At 61.7% G+C, this 22,188-nt stretch carries 18 protein-coding genes; 9 read left to right on the top strand and 9 right to left on the bottom strand.

Features of this window, described 5'->3' with window-relative positions:
- The first annotated feature begins 155 nt into the window (after positions 1–155).
- Entirely contained in the window at positions 156–920 is a 765-nt protein-coding gene (locus tag PSEST_RS10065) for an SDR family NAD(P)-dependent oxidoreductase (protein WP_015276885.1), read from the top strand.
- A gap of 63 nt (positions 921–983) precedes the next feature.
- Here PSEST_RS10065 and fabI read toward each other — a convergent pair whose 3' ends face one another.
- The 6 genes from fabI to PSEST_RS10095 are packed head-to-tail and all read right to left on the bottom strand — an operon-like array spanning position 984 to position 9,231.
- Positions 984–1,778, bottom strand: a complete 795-nt coding sequence (gene fabI / locus PSEST_RS10070) for an enoyl-ACP reductase FabI (protein WP_003282073.1) — start codon at positions 1,776–1,778, stop codon at positions 984–986.
- Entirely contained in the window at positions 1,759–3,420 is a 1,662-nt protein-coding gene (locus PSEST_RS10075; RefSeq protein WP_015276886.1) for an ABC transporter ATP-binding protein, read from the bottom strand. The genes fabI and PSEST_RS10075 overlap by 20 nt, the downstream gene beginning before the upstream one ends.
- Position 3,421: 1 nt before the next feature.
- On the bottom strand, positions 3,422–4,441 hold the full coding sequence (locus PSEST_RS10080; protein WP_015276887.1) for an ABC transporter permease: 1,020 nt from the start codon (positions 4,439–4,441) through the stop codon (positions 3,422–3,424).
- Position 4,442: 1 nt separating this feature from the next.
- Positions 4,443–5,516, bottom strand: a complete 1,074-nt coding sequence (locus PSEST_RS10085; protein ID WP_015276888.1) for a microcin C ABC transporter permease YejB — start codon at positions 5,514–5,516, stop codon at positions 4,443–4,445.
- Positions 5,517–5,518: 2 nt separating this feature from the next.
- Entirely contained in the window at positions 5,519–7,405 is a 1,887-nt protein-coding gene (locus tag PSEST_RS10090; protein WP_015276889.1) for an extracellular solute-binding protein, read from the bottom strand.
- Positions 7,402–9,231 (bottom strand): extracellular solute-binding protein, encoded by a 1,830-nt coding sequence (locus PSEST_RS10095; protein WP_015276890.1) that lies wholly within the window; start codon positions 9,229–9,231, stop codon positions 7,402–7,404. Before PSEST_RS10095 ends, PSEST_RS10090 begins: the two co-directional genes overlap by 4 nt.
- A 139-nt stretch (positions 9,232–9,370) precedes the next feature.
- On the opposite strand from PSEST_RS10095, the gene PSEST_RS10100 reads away from it, so the two are divergent.
- Positions 9,371–10,822, top strand: a complete 1,452-nt coding sequence (locus PSEST_RS10100) for an HDOD domain-containing protein (protein ID WP_041756602.1) — start codon at positions 9,371–9,373, stop codon at positions 10,820–10,822.
- 10 nt (positions 10,823–10,832) lie between these two features.
- Here the strand turns inward: PSEST_RS10100 and PSEST_RS10105 are convergent, their stop codons facing one another.
- Together PSEST_RS10105 and gloB are read right to left on the bottom strand one after the other, a co-directional pair.
- Complete coding sequence (locus tag PSEST_RS10105) at positions 10,833–12,389, bottom strand: lytic transglycosylase domain-containing protein (RefSeq protein WP_198286396.1); 1,557 nt, start codon at positions 12,387–12,389, stop codon at positions 10,833–10,835.
- Positions 12,390–12,490: 101 nt separating this feature from the next.
- Positions 12,491–13,270: a hydroxyacylglutathione hydrolase gene (gene gloB, locus PSEST_RS10110; protein ID WP_015276893.1), complete on the bottom strand. Its 780-nt coding sequence runs from the start codon at positions 13,268–13,270 to the stop codon at positions 12,491–12,493.
- Positions 13,271–13,381: 111 nt separating this feature from the next.
- Here gloB and PSEST_RS10115 point away from each other — a divergent pair, with 111 nt between their 5' ends.
- From PSEST_RS10115 to nudC, 7 genes are all read left to right on the top strand, one after another.
- Entirely contained in the window at positions 13,382–14,152 is a 771-nt protein-coding gene (locus tag PSEST_RS10115; RefSeq protein ID WP_015276894.1) for a class I SAM-dependent methyltransferase, read from the top strand.
- 37 nt (positions 14,153–14,189) lie between these two features.
- Complete coding sequence (gene rnhA, locus PSEST_RS10120; protein ID WP_015276895.1) at positions 14,190–14,645, top strand: ribonuclease HI; 456 nt, start codon at positions 14,190–14,192, stop codon at positions 14,643–14,645.
- 14 nt (positions 14,646–14,659) lie between these two features.
- Positions 14,660–15,385: a DNA polymerase III subunit epsilon gene (gene dnaQ / locus PSEST_RS10125; RefSeq protein WP_015276896.1), complete on the top strand. Its 726-nt coding sequence runs from the start codon at positions 14,660–14,662 to the stop codon at positions 15,383–15,385.
- An 83-nt stretch (positions 15,386–15,468) separates the two neighbouring features.
- A complete protein-coding gene (locus PSEST_RS10130; RefSeq protein ID WP_015276897.1) occupies positions 15,469–17,718 on the top strand; it encodes an Orn/Lys/Arg decarboxylase N-terminal domain-containing protein in 2,250 nt (749 codons plus the stop codon).
- 182 nt (positions 17,719–17,900) lie between these two features.
- Positions 17,901–18,713 (top strand): crotonase/enoyl-CoA hydratase family protein, encoded by an 813-nt coding sequence (locus PSEST_RS10135; protein WP_015276898.1) that lies wholly within the window; start codon positions 17,901–17,903, stop codon positions 18,711–18,713.
- A gap of 37 nt (positions 18,714–18,750) precedes the next feature.
- On the top strand, positions 18,751–20,433 hold the full coding sequence (locus tag PSEST_RS10140; RefSeq protein ID WP_015276899.1) for a hypothetical protein: 1,683 nt from the start codon (positions 18,751–18,753) through the stop codon (positions 20,431–20,433).
- Positions 20,433–21,263: an NAD(+) diphosphatase gene (gene nudC / locus PSEST_RS10145; RefSeq protein ID WP_015276900.1), complete on the top strand. Its 831-nt coding sequence runs from the start codon at positions 20,433–20,435 to the stop codon at positions 21,261–21,263. Before PSEST_RS10140 ends, nudC begins: the two co-directional genes overlap by 1 nt.
- Here the strand turns inward: nudC and PSEST_RS10150 are convergent.
- Positions 21,231–22,016: a TSUP family transporter gene (locus tag PSEST_RS10150; RefSeq protein WP_015276901.1), complete on the bottom strand. Its 786-nt coding sequence runs from the start codon at positions 22,014–22,016 to the stop codon at positions 21,231–21,233. The two genes, nudC and PSEST_RS10150, sit on opposite strands and share 33 nt — an antisense overlap.
- Positions 22,017–22,188: the final 172 nt, after the last annotated feature.

Below are 22,188 nucleotides of genomic sequence, written 5' to 3' on the forward strand. Positions count from 1 at the left end.
GTTAGCGCAGGCCCTCGCCAGTGGCGGGCAATGCTGCGCGCAAAACTCCGACAGCCAGCGCAAGCGTGCGAAAGCCGGGCCTGCAGCACTGAGGGAGACTGAACCCGTCAATAACGAAGGCGCCCCAGACGTCGCCGTAACGGGAGAAGAACACCATGACCGATTCCAAGCACCCAGTTATCCAGGAAGTCGAAGGCAAGGTTGCGCTGGTCACTGGCGCAGCCAGCGGCATTGGCAGGGCCATCGCCTTGCTGCTGCACGAGCGCGGCGCAAAAGTTGTCGCTGAAGACATCAATCCGGCGGTCGAGGAACTCGCGCGGCCAGGACTGGTGCCGTTGCGTGCAGATATCACCGAAGACGGTGCCGCCGAGCGTGCGGTCGGAATGGCCGTCGAACGCTTCGGGCGTCTGGATATCCTGGTCAACAACGCCGGCATCATCATCAACAAACTGGTGGTGGACATGACCCGCCAGGATTGGGATCGCATCCAGGCGGTCAACGCCACGGCGGCGTTTCTACATTGTCGTGAAGCGGTGAAGGTGATGATGCCCAACCGTTTGGGGGCGATCGTCAATATCGCTTCCTATGCGTCCTATTTCGCCTTCCCGACCATCGCTGCGTACACGGCCTCGAAAGGCGCGCTGGCGCAGCTGACCCGCACGCTGGCGCTGGAGGCGATCGAGCATGGCATTCGAGTCAATGCCATCGGCGTAGGCGATGTGGTGACCAACATCCTCAACGATGTGGTCGAGGACGGCCCGGGCTTTCTCACGCAGCATGGGCAAGCCGCACCCATCGGGCGCGCGGCGCAGCCGGAGGAGATCGCCGAGATCGTCGCCTTTCTCGCCTCGGAGCGGGCCAGCTTCATGGTCGGCTCGGTGGTCATGGCCGATGGCGGCATGACGGTCACGGCCGGCTGAGGCCCAGAAACACGAACCCCGCCATTAGGCGGGGTTCGGTGCTTTACGTAGACAGGCGCGGGATCAGTCTTCCAGCGAGCCCATCGCGGTGGTGTTGAAGCCACCGTCGACGTAGAGGATTTCACCGCTGATACCCGAGGCCAAGTCGGAGCAAAGGAACGCACCGGCGTTGCCGACTTCGTCGATGGTGACGTTGCGGCGCATGGGCGTTTGCTTCTCGTTGGCAGCCAGCATCTTGCGGAAGCTGGCGATGCCGGAGGCGGCGAGGGTACGGATCGGACCGGCGGAGATGCAGTTCACGCGAGTGCCTTCCGGGCCGAGGCTGCCGGCCAGGTAGCGAACGCCGGCTTCCAGGCTGGCCTTGGCCATGCCCATGACGTTGTAGTTCGGCATGGTGCGCTCGGCGCCCAGATAGGAGAGGGTCAGCAGGCTGCCGTTGCGGCCCTTCATCATCTCGCGACCAGCTTTGGCCAGAGCAACGAAGCTGTACGCGCTGATGTCGTGGGCGATCTTGAAGCCTTCACGGGTGGTGACTTCGGTGAAGTCGCCGTTGAGCTGGTCGCCCGGAGCGAAGCCGACCGAGTGCACGATGCAATCCAGGCCGTCCCACTTTTTGCTCAGTTCTTCGAATACGCGGGCGATCTCTTCATCGTTGGCAACGTCGCAGGGAAAGCACAGCTCAGGGCTCGAGCCCCAACCGGAAGCGAATTCCTCGACGCGACCCTTGAGCTTGTCGCCCTGGTAGGTGAAAGCCAGTTCTGCACCTTCGCGATGCATGGCCGCGGCGATGCCCGAGGCAATCGACAGTTTGCTGGCAACGCCGACGATCAGTACGCGCTTACCGGTGAGAAAACCCATGTGCTTGTCCCTCTTCTGGTTGTTCGGCAGTGCCGGGCGCCATGAAGGCGGATTCCAGCAGCTGCTGTGTATACGGATGTTGCGGTGCCGCAAAGATGTCAGCGGCCGCACCTTGTTCCACCACCTGGCCCTGCTTGACCACCATCATCTGGTGGCTCAGCGCCCTGACCACCGCCAGGTCATGGCTGATGAACAGGTAGGTCAGGTTGTACTTGGCCTGCAACGAGCGCAGAAGCTCCACCACCTGTCGTTGTACCGTGCGATCGAGCGCCGAAGTCGGCTCGTCGAGTAGTATCAGCGCCGGCTTCAACACCAGAGCCCGGGCAATGGCAATGCGTTGCCGTTGTCCGCCGGAAAACTCATGGGGGTAGCGATGCCGGGTTTCCGGATCGAGACCAACCTCCACGAGCGCCTCAATGATTGCCTGTTCCTGCTCCTTGGCATTGCCCATCCGGTGGATGTGCAACCCCTCGCCAACGATCTGCCCAACCGACATACGCGGGCTCAGGCTGCCGAAGGGGTCCTGAAAGACCACCTGCATCTGCCGGCGCAACGGCCGTACCTGGCGCTGCGACATGCTTTGCAGGTGCTGGCCCTGGAAGCGTATCTCGCCGCGACTACCCAACAATCGAAGGATAGCCAAACCCAGGGTGGACTTGCCGGAACCGCTTTCGCCAACGATGCCCAGCGTCTGCCCCTTGGGCAGGCTGAAGTTCACACCATCGACTGCCTTGATGTGATCGACGGTGCGTCGCAGCAGGCCCTTCTTGATCGGGAACCACACGCGCAGGTCGTCGACCTCAAGCAATGGCGGCGCTTCCTCGACTGCCACCGGGCCGCCGCTGGGCTCGGCCGCGAGCAACTCCTGGGTGTACGGATGCTGAGGCGCACGGAACAGATCTTCACACAACGCCTGTTCGACGACGCGACCGCGCTGCATGACACATACGCGATGGGCAATGCGTCGAACCAGGTTGAGATCGTGACTGATCAGCAGCAGCGCCATGCCCAGCCGAGCCTGCAATTCCTTCAGCAGTTCGAGGATTTTCAGCTGCACGGTGACGTCCAGCGCCGTGGTCGGCTCGTCGGCGATCAGCAGCTCCGGCTCGTTGGCCAGCGCCATGGCAATCACCACTCGCTGGCGTTGCCCGCCCGACAACTCGTGCGGGTAGGCACGGATGCGCTTGCGCGGCTCGGGGATGCCAACCAGTTCCAGCAACTCCAGCGTGCGGGCGGTCGCCGCCTTGCCACGCAGACCCTTGTGAATCTCCAATACCTCGTTGATCTGCTTGCCCACGGTGTGTAGTGGGTTGAGCGAGGTCATCGGTTCCTGGAAGACCATGGCGATGCGATTGCCGCGGATCTTACGCATGGCCTTTTCGTCGGCTTTGAGCAGATCCTGGCCATGGAACAGGATCTGCCCCTGCGGATGCCGGGCGAGCGGGTAGGGCAGCAGGCGCAGGATGGAATGTGCGGTGACCGACTTGCCCGAGCCGCTTTCGCCGACAAGGGCCAGGGTCTCGCCTTTGCGGATATCGAAGGTGACACCCTCGACGACTCGCTGGACCTGCTCGCCAGTGACGAACTCGACGGCCAGGTCGCGGACCTCGACCAGATTCTCGGCTATCGGTTGTTCGGCCATGTTATTTCCTTGGGTCGAAGGCATCGCGCGCCGCCTCCCCGATGAACACCAGCAGGGTCAGCATGATTGCCAGCACCATGAAGGCGCTAATACCCAGCCAGGGCGCCTGCAGGTTGGCCTTGCCCTGGGCGACCAGTTCACCCAGCGACGGTGAACCGGCCGGCAGGCCAAAGCCAAGGAAGTCCAGAGCGGTGAGCGTGCCGATGGCGCCGGTAAGAATGAACGGCATGAAAGTCATGGTGGAGACCATGGCATTGGGCAGGATGTGGCGGAACATGATCGCGCCGTTCTGCATGCCCAGCGCACGGGCAGCGCGCACGTATTCGAGGTTGCGCCCGCGGAGGAATTCGGCCCGTACCACATCCACCAGGCTCATCCAGGAGAACAGCAGCATGATCCCCAGCAACCACCAGAAGTTCGGCTGCACGAAGCTGGCGAGAATGATCAGTAGATAGAGCACCGGCAGGCCGGACCAGATTTCCAGCAAGCGCTGCCCGACCAGATCGACCCAGCCGCCGTAGAAGCCCTGCAGCGCGCCGGCGATTACGCCGATCACCGAGCTGATCAGGGTCAGCGTCAAGGCGAACAGCACCGAGATGCGGAAACCGTAGATCACCCGGGCCAATACGTCGCGACCCTGGTCATCGGTGCCCAGCCAGTTCTCCAGCGACGGCGGCGCGGGCGCGGGCACCTGAAGCTCGTAGTTGATGCTCGAGTAGTTGAACGGAATGACCGGCCAGACCATCCAGCCGCCCTTTTCGGCGATCAGTTCCTGGATGTACGGGCTTTTGTAGTTTGCCTGCAGCGGAAACTCGCCGCCGAAGGCCGTTTCCGGATAACGCTTGAACACCGGGACAAACCATTCGCCGTCATAACGCACCACGATCGGCTTGTCGTTGGCGATGATTTCCGCGCCAAGGCTGAGTACGAACAGCACGAGGAAAATCCACAGCGACCACCAGCCACGCTTGTGCGCCTTGAACAGTGCCAGTCGACGCTGGTTGAGGGGGGACAACTGCATCTCAGGCCTCCCTGCTTTCGAAATCGATGCGCGGGTCGACCAGGGTGTAGGTCAGGTCGCCGATCAGCTTCACCACCAGGCCGAGCAGGGTGAAGAGGAAGAGGGTGCCGAACACCACCGGATAGTCGCGGTTGATCGCCGCCTCGAAGCTGAGCAGCCCAAGCCCGTCGAGGGAGAAAATTACTTCGATCAGCAGCGAACCGGTAAAGAACATGCCGATGAAGGCAGCCGGAAAGCCGGCGATGATGATCAGCATCGCATTGCGGAACACATGGCCATAAAGCACGCGATTCTTGCTCAAGCCCTTGGCCCGTGCCGTGATCACGTACTGCTTGTTGATCTCGTCGAGAAAGCTGTTCTTGGTCAGCAGTGTCAGGGTGGCGAAGTTGCCGATCACCAGCGCGGTGACGGGCAGGGCCAGGTGCCAGAAATAGTCGATGATCTTGCCGCCGAGGCTCAGGTCGTCGAAGTTGGCCGAGGTCAGCCCGCGTAGCGGGAACCAGTTCCAGTAGCTGCCGCCAGCGAACAGCACGATCAGCAGGATGGCGAAGAGGAACGCCGGAATGGCGTAGCCAACGATGATCGCCGAACTGGTCCAGACGTCGAACTTGCTGCCATGCCGCGTAGCCTTGGCGATACCCAGCGGGATCGACGCCAGGTACATGATCAGCGTGCTCCACAGGCCAAGCGAGATCGAGACCGGCATCTTCTCGATGATCAGGTCGGTCACCTTGGCATCGCGGAAAAAGCTTTCGCCGAAATCCAGCCGCAGGTAGTTGCTGAGCATGATCCAGAAGCGTTCCACCGGCGGCTTGTCGAAGCCGTACAGGCGTTCGATCTCGGCCACCAGCTCGGGGTCCAGGCCCTGCGCACCGCGGTAGCTGGTGCCGGCGACGGCAACTTCCGAACCGCCGCCAGCGATGCGGCTGGTGGCGCCTTCGAAGCCTTCCAGCTTGGCGATTGCCTGTTCAACCGGGCCGCCTGGTGCGGCCTGGATAATGATGAAGTTGATCAGCAGAATGCCGAACAGCGTTGGGATGATCAGCAGCAGGCGGCGAAAAATATAAGCCAGCATGCTTAGCGCTCCGCCTCGCCGTTGTTGGCTGGCGTGCTCGCGCCAGCTTCCTCGGCTTTCTTCGCTTCCACCGGATCGGCGACCGGAGCCTTGGCATCGGGCTTGCGCCACCAGGTCATCAGGCCGATGTCCTGCTTGGGTGTCACCTGCGGATGCGCCAGGTGGTTCCAGTAGGCCACGCGCCAGGTCTTGATATGCCAGTTCGGTACCACGTAGTGGCCCCAGAGCAGCGCGCGATCCAGCGCGCGGGTATGGGTAACCAGTTCCTTGCGTGAGTCGGCACCGATCAGGCCTTCCACGAGGCTGTCGATTGCCGGGTCCTTGAGGCCAATGAAGTTGCGGCTGCCCGGGTTGTCCGCACTCGCCGAGTGCCAGTATTCGCGCTGCTCGTTGCCGGGTGAATTGGACTGGCCGAAGCCGCTGACGATCATGTCGTAGTCGCGCGAACGGAGGCGGTTGATGTATTGCGACACGTCGACCCGACGAATTTCCAGTTCGATGCCGAGATCAGCCAGGTTGCGCTTGTAGGGCAGCAGAACCCGTTCGAACTCCGCCTGCACCAGCAGGAATTCAAGCTTTACCGGCTTGTCCTGGGCATCCAGCATTCGGTCGTTCTCGACCTTCCAGCCTGCTTCGGTCAGCAGTCGGTACGCCTGGCGCTGCTGTTCACGGATCACACCGTTGCCCTCGGTATGCGGCAGTTCGAATGCCTTGTCGAACACCTCGTCCGGAATCTTGCCGCGCAGCGGCTCGAGCACCTTCAGCTCGTCCGCGTCCGGCAGGCCGGATGAGGCCAGCTCGGAGTTGTCGAAATAGCTGCGGGTGCGGGTATAGGCACCGTTGAACAGCTGTCGATTGGTCCATTCGTAATCGAACAGCAGCCCGAGAGCTTCACGTACGCGGCGGTCCTCCAGTTGCGGGCGGCGGATATTGAAGATGAAGCCCTGCATCCCGGTCGGGTTGTAGTTGCGGATCTCGTCCTTGACGATGCGTCCGTCCCGGACCGCGGCGATGTCGTAGGCGGTGGCCCAGTTCTTCGCACTGGTTTCGAACCAGTAGTCGAAATGGCCGGCCTTGAAGGCCTGCAGTGCGACGGTGTTGTCGCGGTAGTAATCGAAGTTGATACGGTCGAAGTTATAGAACCCGCGATTCACCGGCAGATCCTTGCCCCAGTAGTCCTCGACCCGGGCGTAGCGGATCGAACGCCCAGCCTGGATTTTATCGACCCGGTAGGGGCCGCTTCCCAATGGGACCTCCAGGCTGCCGGAGCTGAAATCACGATCCTCCCACCAGTGCTTGGGTAACACCGGCAATTGCCCGAGGATCATCGGCAGTTCACGATTGCCGGCGTGCTTGAAATCAAAGCGAACCCGTCGCGGGCTTTCGGCGACGACCTTCTCCACGTCGGCGTAATAGCCCCGGTAGTGCGGTGCGCCCTTGCTCATCAGGGTTTCGAAGGTGAACACCACGTCCTCGGCCTTCACCGGTTCGCCATCGTGAAAACGGGCTTGCGGCCGGAGATGGAAACGCACCCAGCTATTGTTCGGGCCTTTTTCGATCTTCTCGGCTAGCAGGCCGTAGACGGTAAACGGCTCGTCCAGGCTGTTGGTGGTCAGGGTGTCATAGATCAGGCTGATGTCGTCAGCGGCGACGCCCTTGTTGATGAAGGGATTGAGCGAGTCGAAACTGCCGAAACCGGCCTGTCGCAGCGTGCCGCCTTTCGGCGCGTCGGGATTGACGTACTCGAAATGCTGGAAGTCGGCCGGGTACTTGGGCTTCTCGTCATACAGCGTCAGGGCATGGCGGGGCGCAGCCTCGGCGAGGGTCGCCATGCAGAGCAGGCTCAGCAGGCCGGCGCGAAGCAGCGGAAAGCGCACGCGATTGTTCATTTGGTCTTCTCCAGGCTCTTCAGCCACCAGGCGCGCAGACCCAGGGTATAGGGCGGCGTGGTGACATGGGCGAACCGATTGCGGTACGCCAGGCGGTGGTTACTGATGAACCAGTTCGGAATGGTGTAGTGGTTCCACAGCAGCACCCGGTCGATTGCGCGGGCGGCTGCGACCTGCTCGTCGCGTGTTTGCGCGGCCAGCAGTTTGGCAATCAGGTCGTCGATGATCGGGTTGGCGACACCGGCATAGTTGCGGCCGCCTTTGACGTCGACCTGACTGGAATGAAAATACAGGTGCTGCTCGATGCCTGGGCTCAGGCTCTGCACCAGCGTCATCAGGATCATGTCGTAGTCGTAGTGATCCAGCCGTTGCTTGTACTGCGCGCTGTCGACCGTGCGCAGGTTGGCCTGGATGCCGATGCGCGCGAGATTCTCGACGTAGGGCTGAAGGACGCGCTCGAGCCGCGGGTTGACCAGCAGGATCTCGAAGCGCAGTGGCTGCCCGGCACCATTGAGCAGGCCGGCGTCCGAGGCTTTCCAGCCAGCTTCGGCGAGCAAACCCAGCGCACGACGCAGCGTTTCCCTCGGGATGCCGCGACCGTCGGTTCGCGGCAGTTCGAACGGCTCGGTAAACAGCTTGGCCGGGAGCTGTTTGCGATAGGGGGAGAGCAGTAGCCACTCGCCCCCCTCAGGCTTGCCGGTCGCGGTGAAGTCGCTGTTGGGGTAGTAGCTTTCGCTGCGGCGGTAGGCGCCATAGAACAGCGCGCGGTTGGTCCACTCGAAATCGAACATCAGGCCCAGGGCCTCGCGCACGCGCTGGTCGGCGAACGTCGCGCGGCGGCTGTTCATGAACAGCGCCTGGGTCTGGGTGGGAATCTGGTGGGGAATCTCGGCGCGGATGATGTCGCCTCGCAGCATGGCGGGAAACTCGTACCCGTTGGCCCAGTTCTTCGCCTGGTGCTCGATATAGAAATCGAATTCAGCGACCTTGAATGCCTCGAATGCCACCACGCTGTCGCGATAGAACTCCACGTCGACACGGTTGAAATTGTACTTGCCCTGGTTGACCGGAAGCTTGGCGCCCCACCAGTTGCGCACCCGCTCGAACACCACCTGACGTCCGGGCTGTACATGGGTGATGCGATAGGGGCCGCTGCCCAGCGGCGGTTCGAAGGTGGTGGCCTTGAAGTCGCGGTTCTTCCAGTAATGCTGCGGCAGTACCGGTAGTTCGCCGAGGCGCATGACCAGCAGAGGATTGTCCGGCTGCTCGAAGACGAAGCGGATGCGATGGCGATTGAGGATGTCGACGCGCTTCACGCCTTGCAAATTGGTGCGGTACTGAGGGTGACCGTCCTTGACCAGCAGGCGGTAGGAAAAGGCGACATCGTAGGCGGTGATCGGCTTGCCGTCATGGAAGCGGGCTTGCTTGCGCAGGTTGAAGACCACCCAGCTGTTGTTATCGCTGTACTCAACGGATTCGGCGATCAGCCCGTAGCTCGAGGCGGGCTCGTCTCCGGACGGATCGTAGATACCGGTGCCGACCATCAGCGGCTCGTTCAGCTCGCTGATGCCGTACTGCAGGAAGCCCGGTGTTGCGCTTGGGCTGGTGCCCTTGAAGGTATAGGGATTGAGCGTGTCGAAGGTGCCCGATGCCATCAGTTTGATCCGGCCGCCCTTGGGCGCGCGCGGGTTCACCCAATCGAAGTGGGTGAACGAGGCTGGGTACTTAAGAGTGCCGAACTGCGCATAACCATGGCTTTCGCTGATGGTGGCGAGGGCGGGAAAGCTCAAGGCCAGGCAGGTCAGTAACAGTAGCAGGGCTCGCATCAGACGGGGGATCCGATCCTTGGCGCTTACGGGCTTCTCGGGCCGGTACAGTAACAGCTTGTATGCGCTGGAAAAAGGCCGGGCAACTCGGGCAAACTGCGGGTCATTTCCCGTAATGGCATTGTGGAGCGACGACCTCTTGGATGTACGTGCCCAGGGTCTGCAGGCGTGGGTCGACCGCCTCAATCAATCGGAACTGCCGGCGTTGGCGTCCGTGGTCAAGGATCTGCAACGCCTTGCCGTACATGAGCACGCCTCGGTACAGCAGCTCGCCGACGTTCTACTGCGTGATGCCGCGCTGACTTCCAAAGTGCTCAGAGTCGGCAACAGTAGCTACTACAACCCCTCGCAGGAAACCATCAAGACGATTTCCCGGGCGATCGTGATGATCGGCTTCGAGAATGTGCGCCTGATCAGCCTGTCGGTGACGCTGATCGACAGCCTGCTCGAGCGCGCCCCGCGGGAGCAGTTGCTGGAGCTGCTCGCCCGCTCGTTTCACGCGGCGGTGCAGGCGCGCAATATCGCCGGCTACGTGCTGTCCCGCCATGATGAAGAAGTGTTCATCGCTGCGCTGCTTTACAACATTGGTGAGTTGGCGTTCTGGGGCTGCGGGGGCGAGCAGGTCGATGAGCTGGCCGTCCAGCTGGCGCAACCGGGCGTCAAGGCTGATGAGGCGGTTCAGGCGGTCTTGGGTACGAGTTTTCGGCAGCTCAGTCTTGGCCTGGTTCGGAGTTGGAATCTGGGCGAGCTGACCAGTCTCGCTCATAGCCAGCTGGCCAGCAGCGATCCGGCGGCGCGCGCGGTAGCGTTGGGCGTGCAGATCAGTGAAGCCGCGCTGGGCGGTTGGGAGTGCGAGCGGATGGCGGCACTGACCAAGGCCGTCGCTGACTTCACTGGGGTAGAGGAGGCTGACGCGCTGCAGCAGATTCTCGCCAGCGCCGATGAAACCGTGGAGGTAGCCACGACCTTCGGGGCTAGTCGTCTGGGCAGGCTCATTCCCAGTACCGACCCGGAGCAGATTCGCTTGCAGCAGGCTCAGCGTCAGGCAGCCTTGTTGCAGCCGAATCTGCTACTGCTGCAGCAATCGTTGCAGGATCTTGGCCTGATGGCGATGGGCGGAGGCGATGCCGGGATAATTCTGGATACGCTGCTTAGTGGCTTGCACCACGGCGTCGGGCTGGAGCGAGTCATGGTGGCCGTGCTGGCTGATCAGCAGACACGTTTCAAGGCTCGCTGTGCCATAGGCGAAGGCACTGAGGCCTGGTTGCAGGAGTTCGTGATGCCAGCTGAACAGCCCGAGCAGCCGCATATATTCAGCTATGCGTTGCGCCATAGACAGGCGCTGTGGATGGGCGTGCCGGCCAGTTACAACCTGGCAGATCTGGTGACCCAGCCGCTGCGTCAGTGCTTCGGCAGTGGCATGTTCTTCATCGCGCCGTTGATGGCCGGGCCTCGCGAAATCGGCGTGATCTATGGCGACTGCAGGCTTTCCGGGCGAGCGCTGAAACACGAACAATTCGTTGCGTTCCAGCGCTTTACCCAGTTGACCGGTCGTTGCCTGGAGTCGCTGAGCAAACGGCCGGTCAACTGAGTTTCGTTGTTCAGTTCGGAAGATAGAGCGTCAGCAGCTGGCCAGGTCGCAGCACTTCGGTGCCTTTGGGATTCCAGGTCTTCAGATTGGTCAGCTGCACGTTGAAGCGCTTGGCGATCTGGTAAAGCGAATCGCCTTTCTGGACCTTGTAATAGGTCGGCGAGTTGTCCTTCTTCGCCGGCGTACGGGTTGCCGGACCTTGCAGGAACAACGCCTGGCCAACCTTCAGCTGACTTCCGGAAAGCCTGTTCCAGCGCTGCAGATCGCGTACCGACACCCGTTGCGCCTTGGCGATATCCCAGAGATTGTCACCTGTCTTGACCCGGTAGGTTCGCGGAGTCGACGCGGGCTGTCGCGCGACGGCGTGCAGCAGCTCACGTGAGGCTTTCGCGTCGCTGCTGGTTGGCAGGCTGAGGACCTGGCCGACGCGTAGCGTATCGCTCTTCAAGCGGTTGACGTCGCGAATGATGTTGACCGTCAGGTGATGCCGGTTGGCGATGACACCCAGCGTGTCCCCTGCGCGCACCTGATACTGCTGCCAGTCGACCAGGTCCTGCGGTTTCATCAGTGCCAGGTTGGCTGCCAGCATCTCGGCCTTTTCCATCGGCACCAGAAGCTGTTGCGGGCCGTCTAGCGTGATGCGTCGGGTGAAGGCGGGATTCAGTTGATACAGCTCGTCCTCGTCCAGGTCGGCGAGCTTGGCCACCCGCGCCAGATCCATGCGCTGCTTGAGCGCGATCACCTCGAAGTAGGGTTCGTTGGCGATCGGGTTGAGGTTGATGCCGTAAGCCTCGGGCGCCTGGATCAACTGCGACAGCGCCAGCAATTTGGGCACATAGTCGCGGGTCTCGCGTGGCAGCGGGAGGTTCCAGTAATCGGTTGGCAGTCCCAGCTTCTGATTGCGCTCGATCGCTCGGCTGACCGTGCCTTCGCCTGCGTTATAAGCCGCCAGGGCTAGCAGCCAGTCGCCGTTGAACAGGCCATGCAGGTAGCTCAGGTAGCGTAGCGCAGCATTGGTCGACGCAGTGATATCGCGGCGGCCGTCATACCAGCTGGTTTGACGAAGGTTGAAATGCCGACCTGTCGAGGGGATGAATTGCCAGAGCCCGACCGCATGGGCAGGGGAGTAGGCGAAGGGATCGTAGGAGCTTTCGATGATTGGTAGCAGCGCCAGCTCAAGCGGCATGTCGCGCTCTTCAAGACGCTCGACGATGTAGTGGATAAACGGACTGCTACGCTCGCTGACAACTTCGATGGACTTTGGACGGCTGGAGAGCAGCAGGCGCTGTTGCTCGATGCGCGGGTTGCTGTCCAGATGCTCCTGCAGCTTGTAGCCCTCGCGGATTCGCTCCCAGATATCTTCGTGTTCGGTGATGGCGGTGGTGTCGTTCAGCCAGATGGGTTCTTGTGCGACAGGTGTGGTTGCGCGCCTTGTCTGCTCGCGGGTCTCATCGCGCACGGCATTGCTCTGACAGCCCGCTAGGGCGACGCATATGGCGAGAGCCAACGCCCGACCAGAGGCTGCCAAGGCGTCCGTTTCGTGGCGTTTCTTGGGAGCTGGCGGCATTGGCTGGAATCTTCCCGGGAAACAAAAATTCGGGGGATTCTAGGAACGCACCCTGGTGGGGTCAAGTTTGCAGGCTCCGTTTCGGGAACCTGTCGAGCTTGTCAGAAACGGTCTTTCCACGCCCGCAAAGCCGCGAAAACCGCGACTTCATCCTCTAATCTGCGGCCGCAGTGCTCGCTTGCGGCCTGTTGGACAGCCTCAACGCTGCTGCGCAGAAAAGGGTTGGTAGCGCGCTCGATGTTCATTCGAGTGGGTAGGCTGAAGTGGTTCTCTTCACGCAGAGCGGTTACCTCGCGCACGCGCTGCTGGATCTCCTGGTTATATGGCTCCACCGCTTGGGCGAAGCGCAGATTGCTCAGGGTGTATTCATGGGTGCAGTAAACAAGGGTGTCGTCCGGCAGACTGGCCAGACGTTGCAGCGATGCGAACATTTGCTCGGGTGTGCCTTCGAAAAGTCGGCCACATCCCGCCGCGAACAGCGTGTCGCCACTCAGCAGCCAGGGCTGCTCGGCATCGCTGTGAACGTAAGCGATATGCCCGAGGGTATGCCCCGGAACCGCGATCACCTCCAAATCCTTATCCAGCACGCGGATGCGCTGGCCATCGCTCAGTGCTTCATCGCGTGCGGGAATGTTCTCGGCTGCCGGCCCATAAACGCGGGCACCTGTCTGCGTCTTGAGTCGTTCGACACCGCCAACGTGGTCGTGATGGTGGTGGGTAATCAGGATATCGCTGAGTCGCCAGTCCAGGTGATCCTGCAGCCAGCTCAGTACCGGTGCGGCGTCACCTGGGTCTACGGCGGCACATCGTTGCGTTGCATCGTCTTGCAGCAACCAGATGTAGTTGTCGGTGAAGGCGGGGAGTGCTTCGATCTTCAACATGGGGCGGGTCGCCAAGCGAGGGACAAAGGCGCATCCTAGCAGTCCGATGAAAAAGTTGAACCCGAGCGAACGCTGCGCCGCGCAGAACCGCACCGCGAACGGAGCCGAGCGATGAACGATCAATCGTCCACCCAGGCCAGCGACCATTGGCTGTCCATGATCAATCAGGCATCCGACTGGTTTGCAGGACCGCTGGGCCAGCAGCTGCTGGCTCAGGAAAAGCGTGTGCTGACCGAAGAGCTTGCGCGTTGTTTCGGCAGTTATCTGGTGCATAACGGCCCATTCAGCGGGGAGCCGGTGCAGCCAGAGAGCATCAAACGCAGCGTCCGCCTGGGTGCGCCTTTACCCGGGGTGGAAATTCATTGTGAGGAGCAGGCCTGGCCGCTCGGCGAGCATGCCGCCGATGTCGTGGTGTTGCAGCATGCCCTGGATTTCAGCCTTTCTCCCCACGGGCTGCTGCGCGAAGCGGCACGTGGAGTGCGCCCAGGCGGGCATCTGTTGATCGTCGGGATCAATCCCTGGAGTGCCTGGGGGGTGCGCCATCTGCTGTCACGCGAGGTATTTCGCGAAGCCCGTTGTATTCGCCCATCGCGGGTTGGTGACTGGCTGAACCTGCTGGGATTCGCGCTGGAGAAACGCCGGTTCGGATGCTATTGTCCGCCGCTTTCTTCGAGCGACTGGCAGGCGCGTTTGTCGCGGCTGGAGTCGATTGGACAGCAGTTGCAGGCGCCTACTGGCGGCTTCTATCTACTGGTGGCGCGCAAGCTGATGATCGGCCTGCGACCCTTGCGCCAGGAGCGCCGCGAGCGGATGGGCAAGTTGTTGCCGATGCCAGTGGCCAAGATCAGTCGCCGCGACGCCGAACAGCACCGGCTGCCTTGAAGACCAACTCTGCCGGCAAACCGAGTAAGCGATCGAAATGAGTGACGACTGGGTCGAGATCTATACCGACGGCGCCTGCAAGGGCAATCCTGGCCCCGGCGGCTGGGGCGCACTGCTTATCTATAAAGGCGTCAAGCGCGAGCTCTGGGGCGGCGAGCCGGAGACTACCAACAATCGCATGGAGCTCATGGCCGCCATTAGCGCGCTCGCCGAGCTGAAGCGTTCGTGCAAGGTGCGCCTGGTAACCGACTCACAGTATGTGATGCAGGGCATCAATGACTGGATGCCCAACTGGAAGAAGCGCGGCTGGAAAACGGCAAGCAAGCAGCCAGTCAAGAATGCCGATCTATGGCAGCAGCTCGACGAGCAGGTCAACCGCCATCAGGTGAGCTGGGAGTGGGTTCGCGGTCATACCGGGCACCCCGGTAACGAGCACGCCGACCTGCTGGCCAACCGCGGTGTAGTGCAGGTAAAACGTCAACCGATTGTGTAAGTGAGCGAAGCAACATGCGCAGCGTAGTGCTGGATACCGAAACGACCGGCATGCCGGTGGCCGATGGCCACCGGATCATCGAGATTGGCTGTGTCGAAGTGATTGGCCGCCGCCTGACTGGACGGCATTACCACGTCTATTTGCAGCCTGACCGCGAAGTGGACGAGGGGGCGATCGCCGTTCACGGCATCACCAACGAGTTTCTCGTCGACAAACCGCGTTTCCGTGATGTCGCTGATGAGTTCTTCGAATTCATCAAGGGCGCACAGTTGGTCATCCATAACGCGGCGTTCGACCTTGGCTTCATCAACAATGAGTTTGCTCTGCTCGGTCAGCAGGAGCGCGCCGACATTGCCGAGCATTGCTCGGTACTCGATACCCTGTTGATGGCGCGTGAGCGGCACCCTGGCCAGCGCAACAGTCTCGATGCGCTGTGCAAGCGCTACGGCGTGGACAACTCCGGCCGGGATCTGCACGGCGCTCTGCTCGATGCCGAGATTCTGGCCGACGTCTGGCTGACCATGACCGGCGGGCAGACGAATCTGTCTCTTGCCGGCGACGGCGAAAGCTCCGATGGTGGACGGCAACAACCCACTCCGATTCGTCGGCTGCCGGCGGATCGGCTGCGCACCAGGGTCCTGCGTGCCAGCGAGGAGGAGCTTGCTGCGCACGTTGCGCGCATGGCTGCCATCGAAAAAGCAGCGGGTGCGACCCCGTTGTGGGTTCAGCTGGAAGGCTGATCCGGAGTCCCGTCGTCTTTATGCGCTGTTGCTTTGCTGCGGACCCTTCTACCCTGTAGATGGATCGTCCGCAGAGAGTGCGCATGTACAAAGACCTGAAATTCCCCATCCTCATCGTTCACCGAGACATAAAGGCTGACACCGTCGCCGGTGAGCGAGTACGTGGTATCGCTTCCGAGCTGGAACGCGACGGCTTCAATATCCTGCCCACAGCCAGTTCGAACGAGGGGCGCATCGTCGCCTCGACGCACCACGGGCTGGCCTGCATCCTGGTCGCGGCGGAGGGCGCTGGGGACAACCAGCGTCTTCTGCATGACGTGGTGGAGTTGATCCGCGTCGCCCGTCGCCGTGCCCCGCGCCTGCCAATCTTTGCGCTGGGCGAGCAGGTCACCATCGAAAACGCGCCGGCCGAAGCGATGGCCGACCTCAACGAGTTGCGCGGCCTGCTGTACCTGTATGAAGACACCGTGCCGTTCCTCGCGCGCCAGGTCGCGCGCGCCGCGCGCAGTTACCTGGATGATCTGCTGCCACCATTCTTCAGCGCGTTGGTCCGGCATACCGGTGAGTCGAATTACTCCTGGCATACCCCCGGTCACGGTGGCGGTGTTGCCTACCGCAAGAGTCCGGTTGGCCAGGCCTTTCATCAGTTCTTTGGGGAAAACACGCTGCGCTCGGACCTCTCGGTTTCGGTGCCCGAGCTCGGTTCGTTGCTTGATCACACCGGGCCGGTGGCGGCGGCAGAAGCCCGTGCGGCACGCAATTTTGGCGCTGACCACACCTTCTTCGTGATCAACGGCACCTCGACGGCGAACAAGATCGTCTGGCATTCGATGGTCGCCCGGGACGATCTGGTACTGGTCGATCGCAACTGCCACAAATCGATCCTGCACGCGATCATCATGACCGGAGCGATACCGCTTTACATGAGCCCGACGCGCAATGAGCTAGGCATCATCGGCCCGATTCCGCTGGAGGAGTTCACCCGCGAGTCGATCCAGGCCAAGATCGCCGCCAACCCGCTGGCGCGAGGCCGGCCGCCGAAGGTCAAGCTCGCGGTGGTGACGAACTCGACCTACGACGGGCTTTGCTACAACGCCAACCTGATCAAGCGCACCCTCGCCGACAATGTCGAGGTGCTGCATTTCGACGAGGCCTGGTATGCCTATGCGGCGTTTCACGAGTTCTACGATGGTCGTTACGGCATGGATACCCGCGAGCAGGGGCCGCTGGTCTTCACCACGCATTCCACGCACAAACTGCTGGCGGCGTTCAGCCAGGCGTCGATGATTCATGTGCTCGACAGCCAGACACGGCAGCTCGATCGCGACCGCTTCAATGAAGCCTTCATGATGCACATCTCCACGTCGCCGCAGTACGGGATCCTCGCATCGCTGGACGTAGCGTCGGCGATGATGGAAGGTCCGGCCGGCCGCTCGTTGATTCAGGAGACGTTCGATGAGGCGCTGAGCTTTCGCCGGGCGCTGGCCAATCTGCGCCAGCACATCGATGCGGACGACTGGTGGTTCAGCATCTGGCAGCCGCCACTGGTCGACGGCGCTGAGGCGTTGGTGACTCCGGACTGGCTGTTGGAGCCGACGGCCGACTGGCACGGATTCGGCGAAATCGCCGACGATTACGTGCTGCTCGATCCAATCAAGGTCACGCTCGTCACGCCCGGCCTCACCGCATCCGGCGCGCTGGGCAAAAGTGGCATTCCGGCGGCGGTAGTCAGTAAGTTTCTCTGGGAGCGCGGTCTGGTGGTGGAGAAGACCGGGCTGTACTCGATGCTAGTGCTGTTTTCCATGGGCATCACCAAGGGCAAATGGAGCACGCTGCTTACCGAGCTGCTGGAGTTCAAGCGCCACTATGACGCGAACATACCGTTGGTAGAGGCTCTGCCTTCGATTGCCCGTAAGGGTGCGGCAACCTACGCCGGAATGGGCCTGCGCGACCTCTGCGATGCCCTGCATGCCTGCTATTGCGAGAACGCCACGGCGCGAGCCATGCGCAGAATGTACACCGCATTGCCAGAGCCCGCGATGACCCCGGCACAGGCCTACGACAAGCTGGTTCGCGGCGAGGTGGAGGCGGTGCCGATCGAAGCGCTGGAAGGGCGCATAGCGGCGGTCATGCTGGTGCCGTATCCGCCGGGTATCCCGCTGATCATGCCGGGTGAGCGCTTTACCGGGGAGACCCGCTCGATTCTCGATTACCTTCGCTTCGCCCGTGATTTCGCCGAACGCTTTCCTGGGTTCGATGCGGATGTGCACGGCCTGCAACACGAAGTCGGGGTTGGTGGTAGTTCGTACACCGTTGACTGCATCCGTGAATGAGCGTTGGGTCAGCGACGCGGCCCTCTACCGCGGCATGAGCGGGTCGACTGCCGGCGTGGTCTGTATCACATCGTCTGCATCGACATTCACTCGTTCTGGTGCCAGTTGTTATAGTTGCCCACCGTCGTGCGGCCTGTCCGCCATGACGCCACCCATGCGCCCTTGCTGTCGAGGATGATAGCGTGACCGAATACAAAGCCTTCCGTGTAGAGTTGGCAGACAAGATTGCCCGCGTCGTGATCAACCGACCCGAGAAGATCAATGCGATGGACGCCGCGTTCTGGTCGGAGATCATCGATATCTTCAACTGGGTCGATGCCACCGACGAGGTGCGCGTCGTGGTCCTCAGCGGGGCCGGTGAGCATTTCTCTTCTGGTATCGATCTGCAACTGCTGGCTTCTGTCGGCAGCCAGCTGGGCAACGATGTCGGGCGCAACGCCGAGCGGCTGCGGCGCAAGATCCTTTCTCTGCAGGCCTCGTTCAACGCAGTCGATCACTGCCGCAAGCCGGTCATCGCGGCCATTCAGGGCTACTGTCTGGGCGGCGCCATCGATCTGATCTCGGCCTGCGACATGCGTTACAGCACTGCAAGCGCGAAATTCTCGATCAAGGAAATCGACATGGGCATGGCCGCCGATGTCGGGACCTTGCAGCGTCTGCCGCGCATCATCGGCGATGGCATGATGCGTGAACTTGCCTTTACAGGGCGCACAATCGACGGTGAAGAGGCACGCAGCATCGGTCTGGTCAATCGCACCTATGCCGACCAGCAGGCGCTGATGGACGGCGTTTTGGAGCTGGCTCGCGACATCGCCCGCAAATCACCTGTCGCGATTCGCGGCACCAAGGAAATGATCCGCTATATGCGTGATCATCGTGTCGACGACGGCCTCGAGTACATCGCCACCTGGAATGCGGCCATGCTGCAGTCGGCGGATATCAAGGTCGCCATCGCTGCCCATATGAGCAAACAAAAGCCGGACTTTGCCGACTGATGCGCCATCACACGTTTGCGCGGGAGGCGCACTAGGCATGGTTACTGGAGCTACTTCACTCGGTCTGGTACGTGACGAACTGTTCGCCACCATGGAAGAGGCCGAGCAGAGCCTTGAACACTTCATCATCGATCGCAATAACGGTGGCCTGCTGCAGCAGGCCGTGGAAAACCTCAAGCAGGTGCGCGGCACGCTCAACCTCATCGAGCTGACCGGAGCCGAGTTGCTGGCGCAGGAGATTCTGCAGCTGGCGACCGATATCCCCGTTGGTGCCGGGGAAGATCGCGACGTGCAGTTGGCCGCGCTGAGCAACGCGCTCTATGTCCTGCGACGCTATCTGGAAAGCGTCGACGCCAGCCGGCAAGAAATTCCCGAGCTGCTGCTTCCAGCCATCAACGTGCTGCGACAGGCTTGTGCACAGCCCGCCTTGCCGGAGAGTTTCTTCTTCAGCGTTCGTCTTGATCATGCCCGTCCTGCAGTGGATGTCCCGGCCCGATCCGGTGCTGCGCCAGTTGCCGAGGCACGGCGCTTGCGTCAGATGTATCAGGTTGGATTACTGGGCTTCATCCGTGAAGACAATCTGTCTGCCAGCCTGAAGCTCATGGGTCGTGCACTGACGCGCCTGGATCACCTGTTCATCGAATCACCGGCTAGCCGGCTGTGCTGGATCGGCAGCGCTGCTCTCGAATCGCAACTCGACGGCCAGCTGCTGCCGCGCAAGTCGCGCAAGCAGCTGTTTTCGCGGCTCGACCGCGAACTCAAGCAGGTGCTTGGCAATCCTGCATACGAAGCCCCGCGCAGCCTGCTCAAAGAGCTGCTCTATGTTGTCGCTCTGGCGGATACCCAAGGACCGATCGCCAGCCAGGTTCGCCAGGTTTTCTCGTTAAGCCCGCTGCCATTCACTGACCATCTGCTCGAAGAGGAATCCCAGCGGCTGGCTGGTCCTGGCCAGGCAGTCATGCGTTCGCTGTCTTCGGCAATTCGCGAGGAGCTGGCTAGCCTGAAGGACCTCCTGGATCTGATCGAGCGTGGTACTGCGCAGGCGGAAGCCTATTCGAACCTGCATAACCTGCTCGGCAAGATGGCCAAAACCCTTGGCATGGTTGGTCTTTCGTCTGCGGCCAGTACCTTGCAGGCGCAGCTGGGCGATGTGTCGGGCTGGAGCCTGGCGCATGCGCCCGAGCCGCAGGTTATCCAACGTCTCGCCGACGCTGTGCTCTACGTCGAGAGCATGGTAGCCAGCCTCGAACGTGGCGATCGACGTGAAAGCAAGCCTCAGGTTGCGCGTCCCGGAATGGAGGCGGAAGCCTTCGCCAATCATCAGCTGACCGAGGCGCGTATCGTGGTGATCGACGAAGCGACCGCCGGGCTGGCCCTGGCCAAGCGCGCGATTACTGCCTATCTGGAATCCAACGGTGAAAAGCTGCACCTGGCTAACGTGCCGTTCAGCCTCCAGGCCGTGCGAGGTGGATTACGCTTCCTCGAGCAGGAGCGTGCAGCAGATCTGATAGGCGCCTGCGCTGATTTCATTCAGAAACAGATGCTCGAATCGAATCAGATGCCCCCCGAGCAGCTGCTGGAAACCCTTGCCGACGCCCTGACCAGCCTGGAGTACTACCTCGAAGGCGGGGCGGTATTGCGGCGCGACGATTCGCGCGTAAGCGTGCTTGATCTGGCCAGCGAGAGCGTACGCGCGCTGGGCATGCCGGTAGCGGCCTGATGAGTCTGCGCTGGCAGGCGGCGCTGCTCGACCCCACTTTGCCTGGGGGTTGGGTGGTAGTGCACTGCCGGCAGCAGTTCCTGCTCGACGATAATGGTGCGCTGTTTCCACGGGACTGGCTCAAGCGCCTGGAGCTTCCCGTGTTGAGCGAGCAGGGGCTGGGACATTTTGACGGGCAACCGGTTTTTCTGTTCGAGCTTGAATTCCCAGCCGATGTGCCCGGCGCACGCTGGCAGGGCCTGCGCCAGTTCATGCAGGGCGACGATCGGGACCTGTTTCAGCTCCTTGGATACGCCACGCAGATAGGCACATGGGCGAGTCAGCATCGTTTCTGCGGCAGCTGCGGTTCGCCAATGCAGGCGCGAGCCGGCGAGCGAGCGATGTACTGCCCGGCTTGCGGCGTTCAACACTATCCAAGACTGTCTCCGAGCATGATCGTACTGGTCACGCGCGGCGATGAGCTGCTGCTGGCGCGTTCACCGCGTTTCGCTCCAGGCGTCTACAGCACCCTGGCAGGCTACGTGGAACCTGGCGAGTCAGTGGAACAGTGCGTCGCGCGCGAGGTGCGTGAGGAAGTCGGTGTATCCATTCACCCGCCACAGTATGTCGCGAGCCAGGGCTGGCCGTTTCCGCATTCGCTGATGCTGGGGTTCCATGCCGAATATGCCGGCGGCGAAATCGTGCCTCAGCCCGAGGAGATCGAAGATGCGCGCTGGTTTCCCATCGATAACCTGCCGGCGTTACCCGCTCGCCAATCCATAGCCCGCTACCTGATAGAGCTGTATCTGGCTCGTCGGTTAGGCCGTCCCGACCCAGTGCTGCCAGGCTAGACGCAGGCTCATCGCCAGAACCACCAGAATGAATATCGGGCGGATGAACTGAGAGCCGCCACGGATCGCTGTGCGCGCGCCGAAATAGGCGCCGGCCATCAGTGCCAGGCCCATACCGATGCCAAGTACCCATGCTACGTGCCCGCCGATCACGAACACGCTCAAAGCCACTGCATTGCTGACGAAGTTCATCGTCCGCGCAACGCCGCTGGCCCTGAGCAGGTCGAGCGGGTAGAGCAGCATGCTGCTGACGGTCCAGAAGGCGCCAGTCCCGGGGCCCGCCACTCCATCGTAGAAGCCTAGCGAGAGACTCTGAGGCCACTGGCGCTTGCGTCCGATGACCAACGCATCGCTACTGGGTTTTGCGGGCATGTGGCTGAACAGCAGATATATACCGCAGGCAGAAACCACCAAGGGCAGCAGCTGGTTGAGCCAGCTTGCGGGCATGAATTGGGCGAGTGCTGCACCTAACGCCGCTCCAATTGCAGTGCCCACAAGCGCGCGGCGCCACATCTCAGGCTCGAATAGGCGACGTCGATAAAACGTATAGCTGGCGGTGGCTGAACCGAAGGTGGCGCATAGCTTGTTGGTACCCAGCACCAGGTGCGGAGGCAGTCCGGCAGTCAGCAAGGCCGGGATGGTCAGCAACCCGCCGCCACCGGCAATGGCATCGATGAATCCGGCAGTGAAGGCTACGGCGAACAGAATCACCAGAGTGGAAGGGTCGAGCGCGAGCTCAAGCGCGAAGGGCATGCGGGTCTCGGTGGGCTGAGTGACAGCGGAGGATAATGCGGCTATTACGCTGGCGGAAGGGAAGATTGAATGACTGGCATCCAGCTCTGCGAGAAGAACAACGTCAACCCGTGACCCCCGTCCCATGCCGGCCCTGGCTGTGCTGATGGCAGCTGCGGATAATGTCGCACCC

This window comes from Stutzerimonas stutzeri RCH2, from assembly GCF_000327065.1.
In the GTDB taxonomy this organism is placed as follows: Bacteria; Pseudomonadota; Gammaproteobacteria; order Pseudomonadales; family Pseudomonadaceae; genus Stutzerimonas; species Stutzerimonas stutzeri_AE.

Bases quoted from the DNA above. Each gene is read 5' to 3' on its own strand.
- PSEST_RS10065 (WP_015276885.1), top strand. From the start codon at position 156: ATGACCGATTCCAAGCACCCAGTTATCCAGGAAGTCGAAGGCAAGGTT.
- fabI (WP_003282073.1), bottom strand. From the start codon at position 1,778: ATGGGTTTTCTCACCGGTAAGCGCGTACTGATCGTCGGCGTTGCCAGC.
- PSEST_RS10075 (WP_015276886.1), bottom strand. From the start codon at position 3,420: ATGGCCGAACAACCGATAGCCGAGAATCTGGTCGAGGTCCGCGACCTG.
- PSEST_RS10080 (WP_015276887.1), bottom strand. From the start codon at position 4,441: ATGCAGTTGTCCCCCCTCAACCAGCGTCGACTGGCACTGTTCAAGGCG.
- PSEST_RS10085 (WP_015276888.1), bottom strand. From the start codon at position 5,516: ATGCTGGCTTATATTTTTCGCCGCCTGCTGCTGATCATCCCAACGCTG.
- PSEST_RS10090 (WP_015276889.1), bottom strand. From the start codon at position 7,405: ATGAACAATCGCGTGCGCTTTCCGCTGCTTCGCGCCGGCCTGCTGAGC.
- PSEST_RS10095 (WP_015276890.1), bottom strand. From the start codon at position 9,231: ATGCGAGCCCTGCTACTGTTACTGACCTGCCTGGCCTTGAGCTTTCCC.
- PSEST_RS10105 (WP_198286396.1), bottom strand. From the start codon at position 12,389: ATGCCGCCAGCTCCCAAGAAACGCCACGAAACGGACGCCTTGGCAGCC.
- gloB (WP_015276893.1), bottom strand. From the start codon at position 13,270: ATGTTGAAGATCGAAGCACTCCCCGCCTTCACCGACAACTACATCTGG.
- PSEST_RS10115 (WP_015276894.1), top strand. From the start codon at position 13,382: ATGAACGATCAATCGTCCACCCAGGCCAGCGACCATTGGCTGTCCATG.
- rnhA (WP_015276895.1), top strand. From the start codon at position 14,190: ATGAGTGACGACTGGGTCGAGATCTATACCGACGGCGCCTGCAAGGGC.
- dnaQ (WP_015276896.1), top strand. From the start codon at position 14,660: ATGCGCAGCGTAGTGCTGGATACCGAAACGACCGGCATGCCGGTGGCC.
- PSEST_RS10130 (WP_015276897.1), top strand. From the start codon at position 15,469: ATGTACAAAGACCTGAAATTCCCCATCCTCATCGTTCACCGAGACATA.
- PSEST_RS10140 (WP_015276899.1), top strand. From the start codon at position 18,751: ATGGTTACTGGAGCTACTTCACTCGGTCTGGTACGTGACGAACTGTTC.
- nudC (WP_015276900.1), top strand. From the start codon at position 20,433: ATGAGTCTGCGCTGGCAGGCGGCGCTGCTCGACCCCACTTTGCCTGGG.
- PSEST_RS10150 (WP_015276901.1), bottom strand. From the start codon at position 22,016: ATGCCCTTCGCGCTTGAGCTCGCGCTCGACCCTTCCACTCTGGTGATT.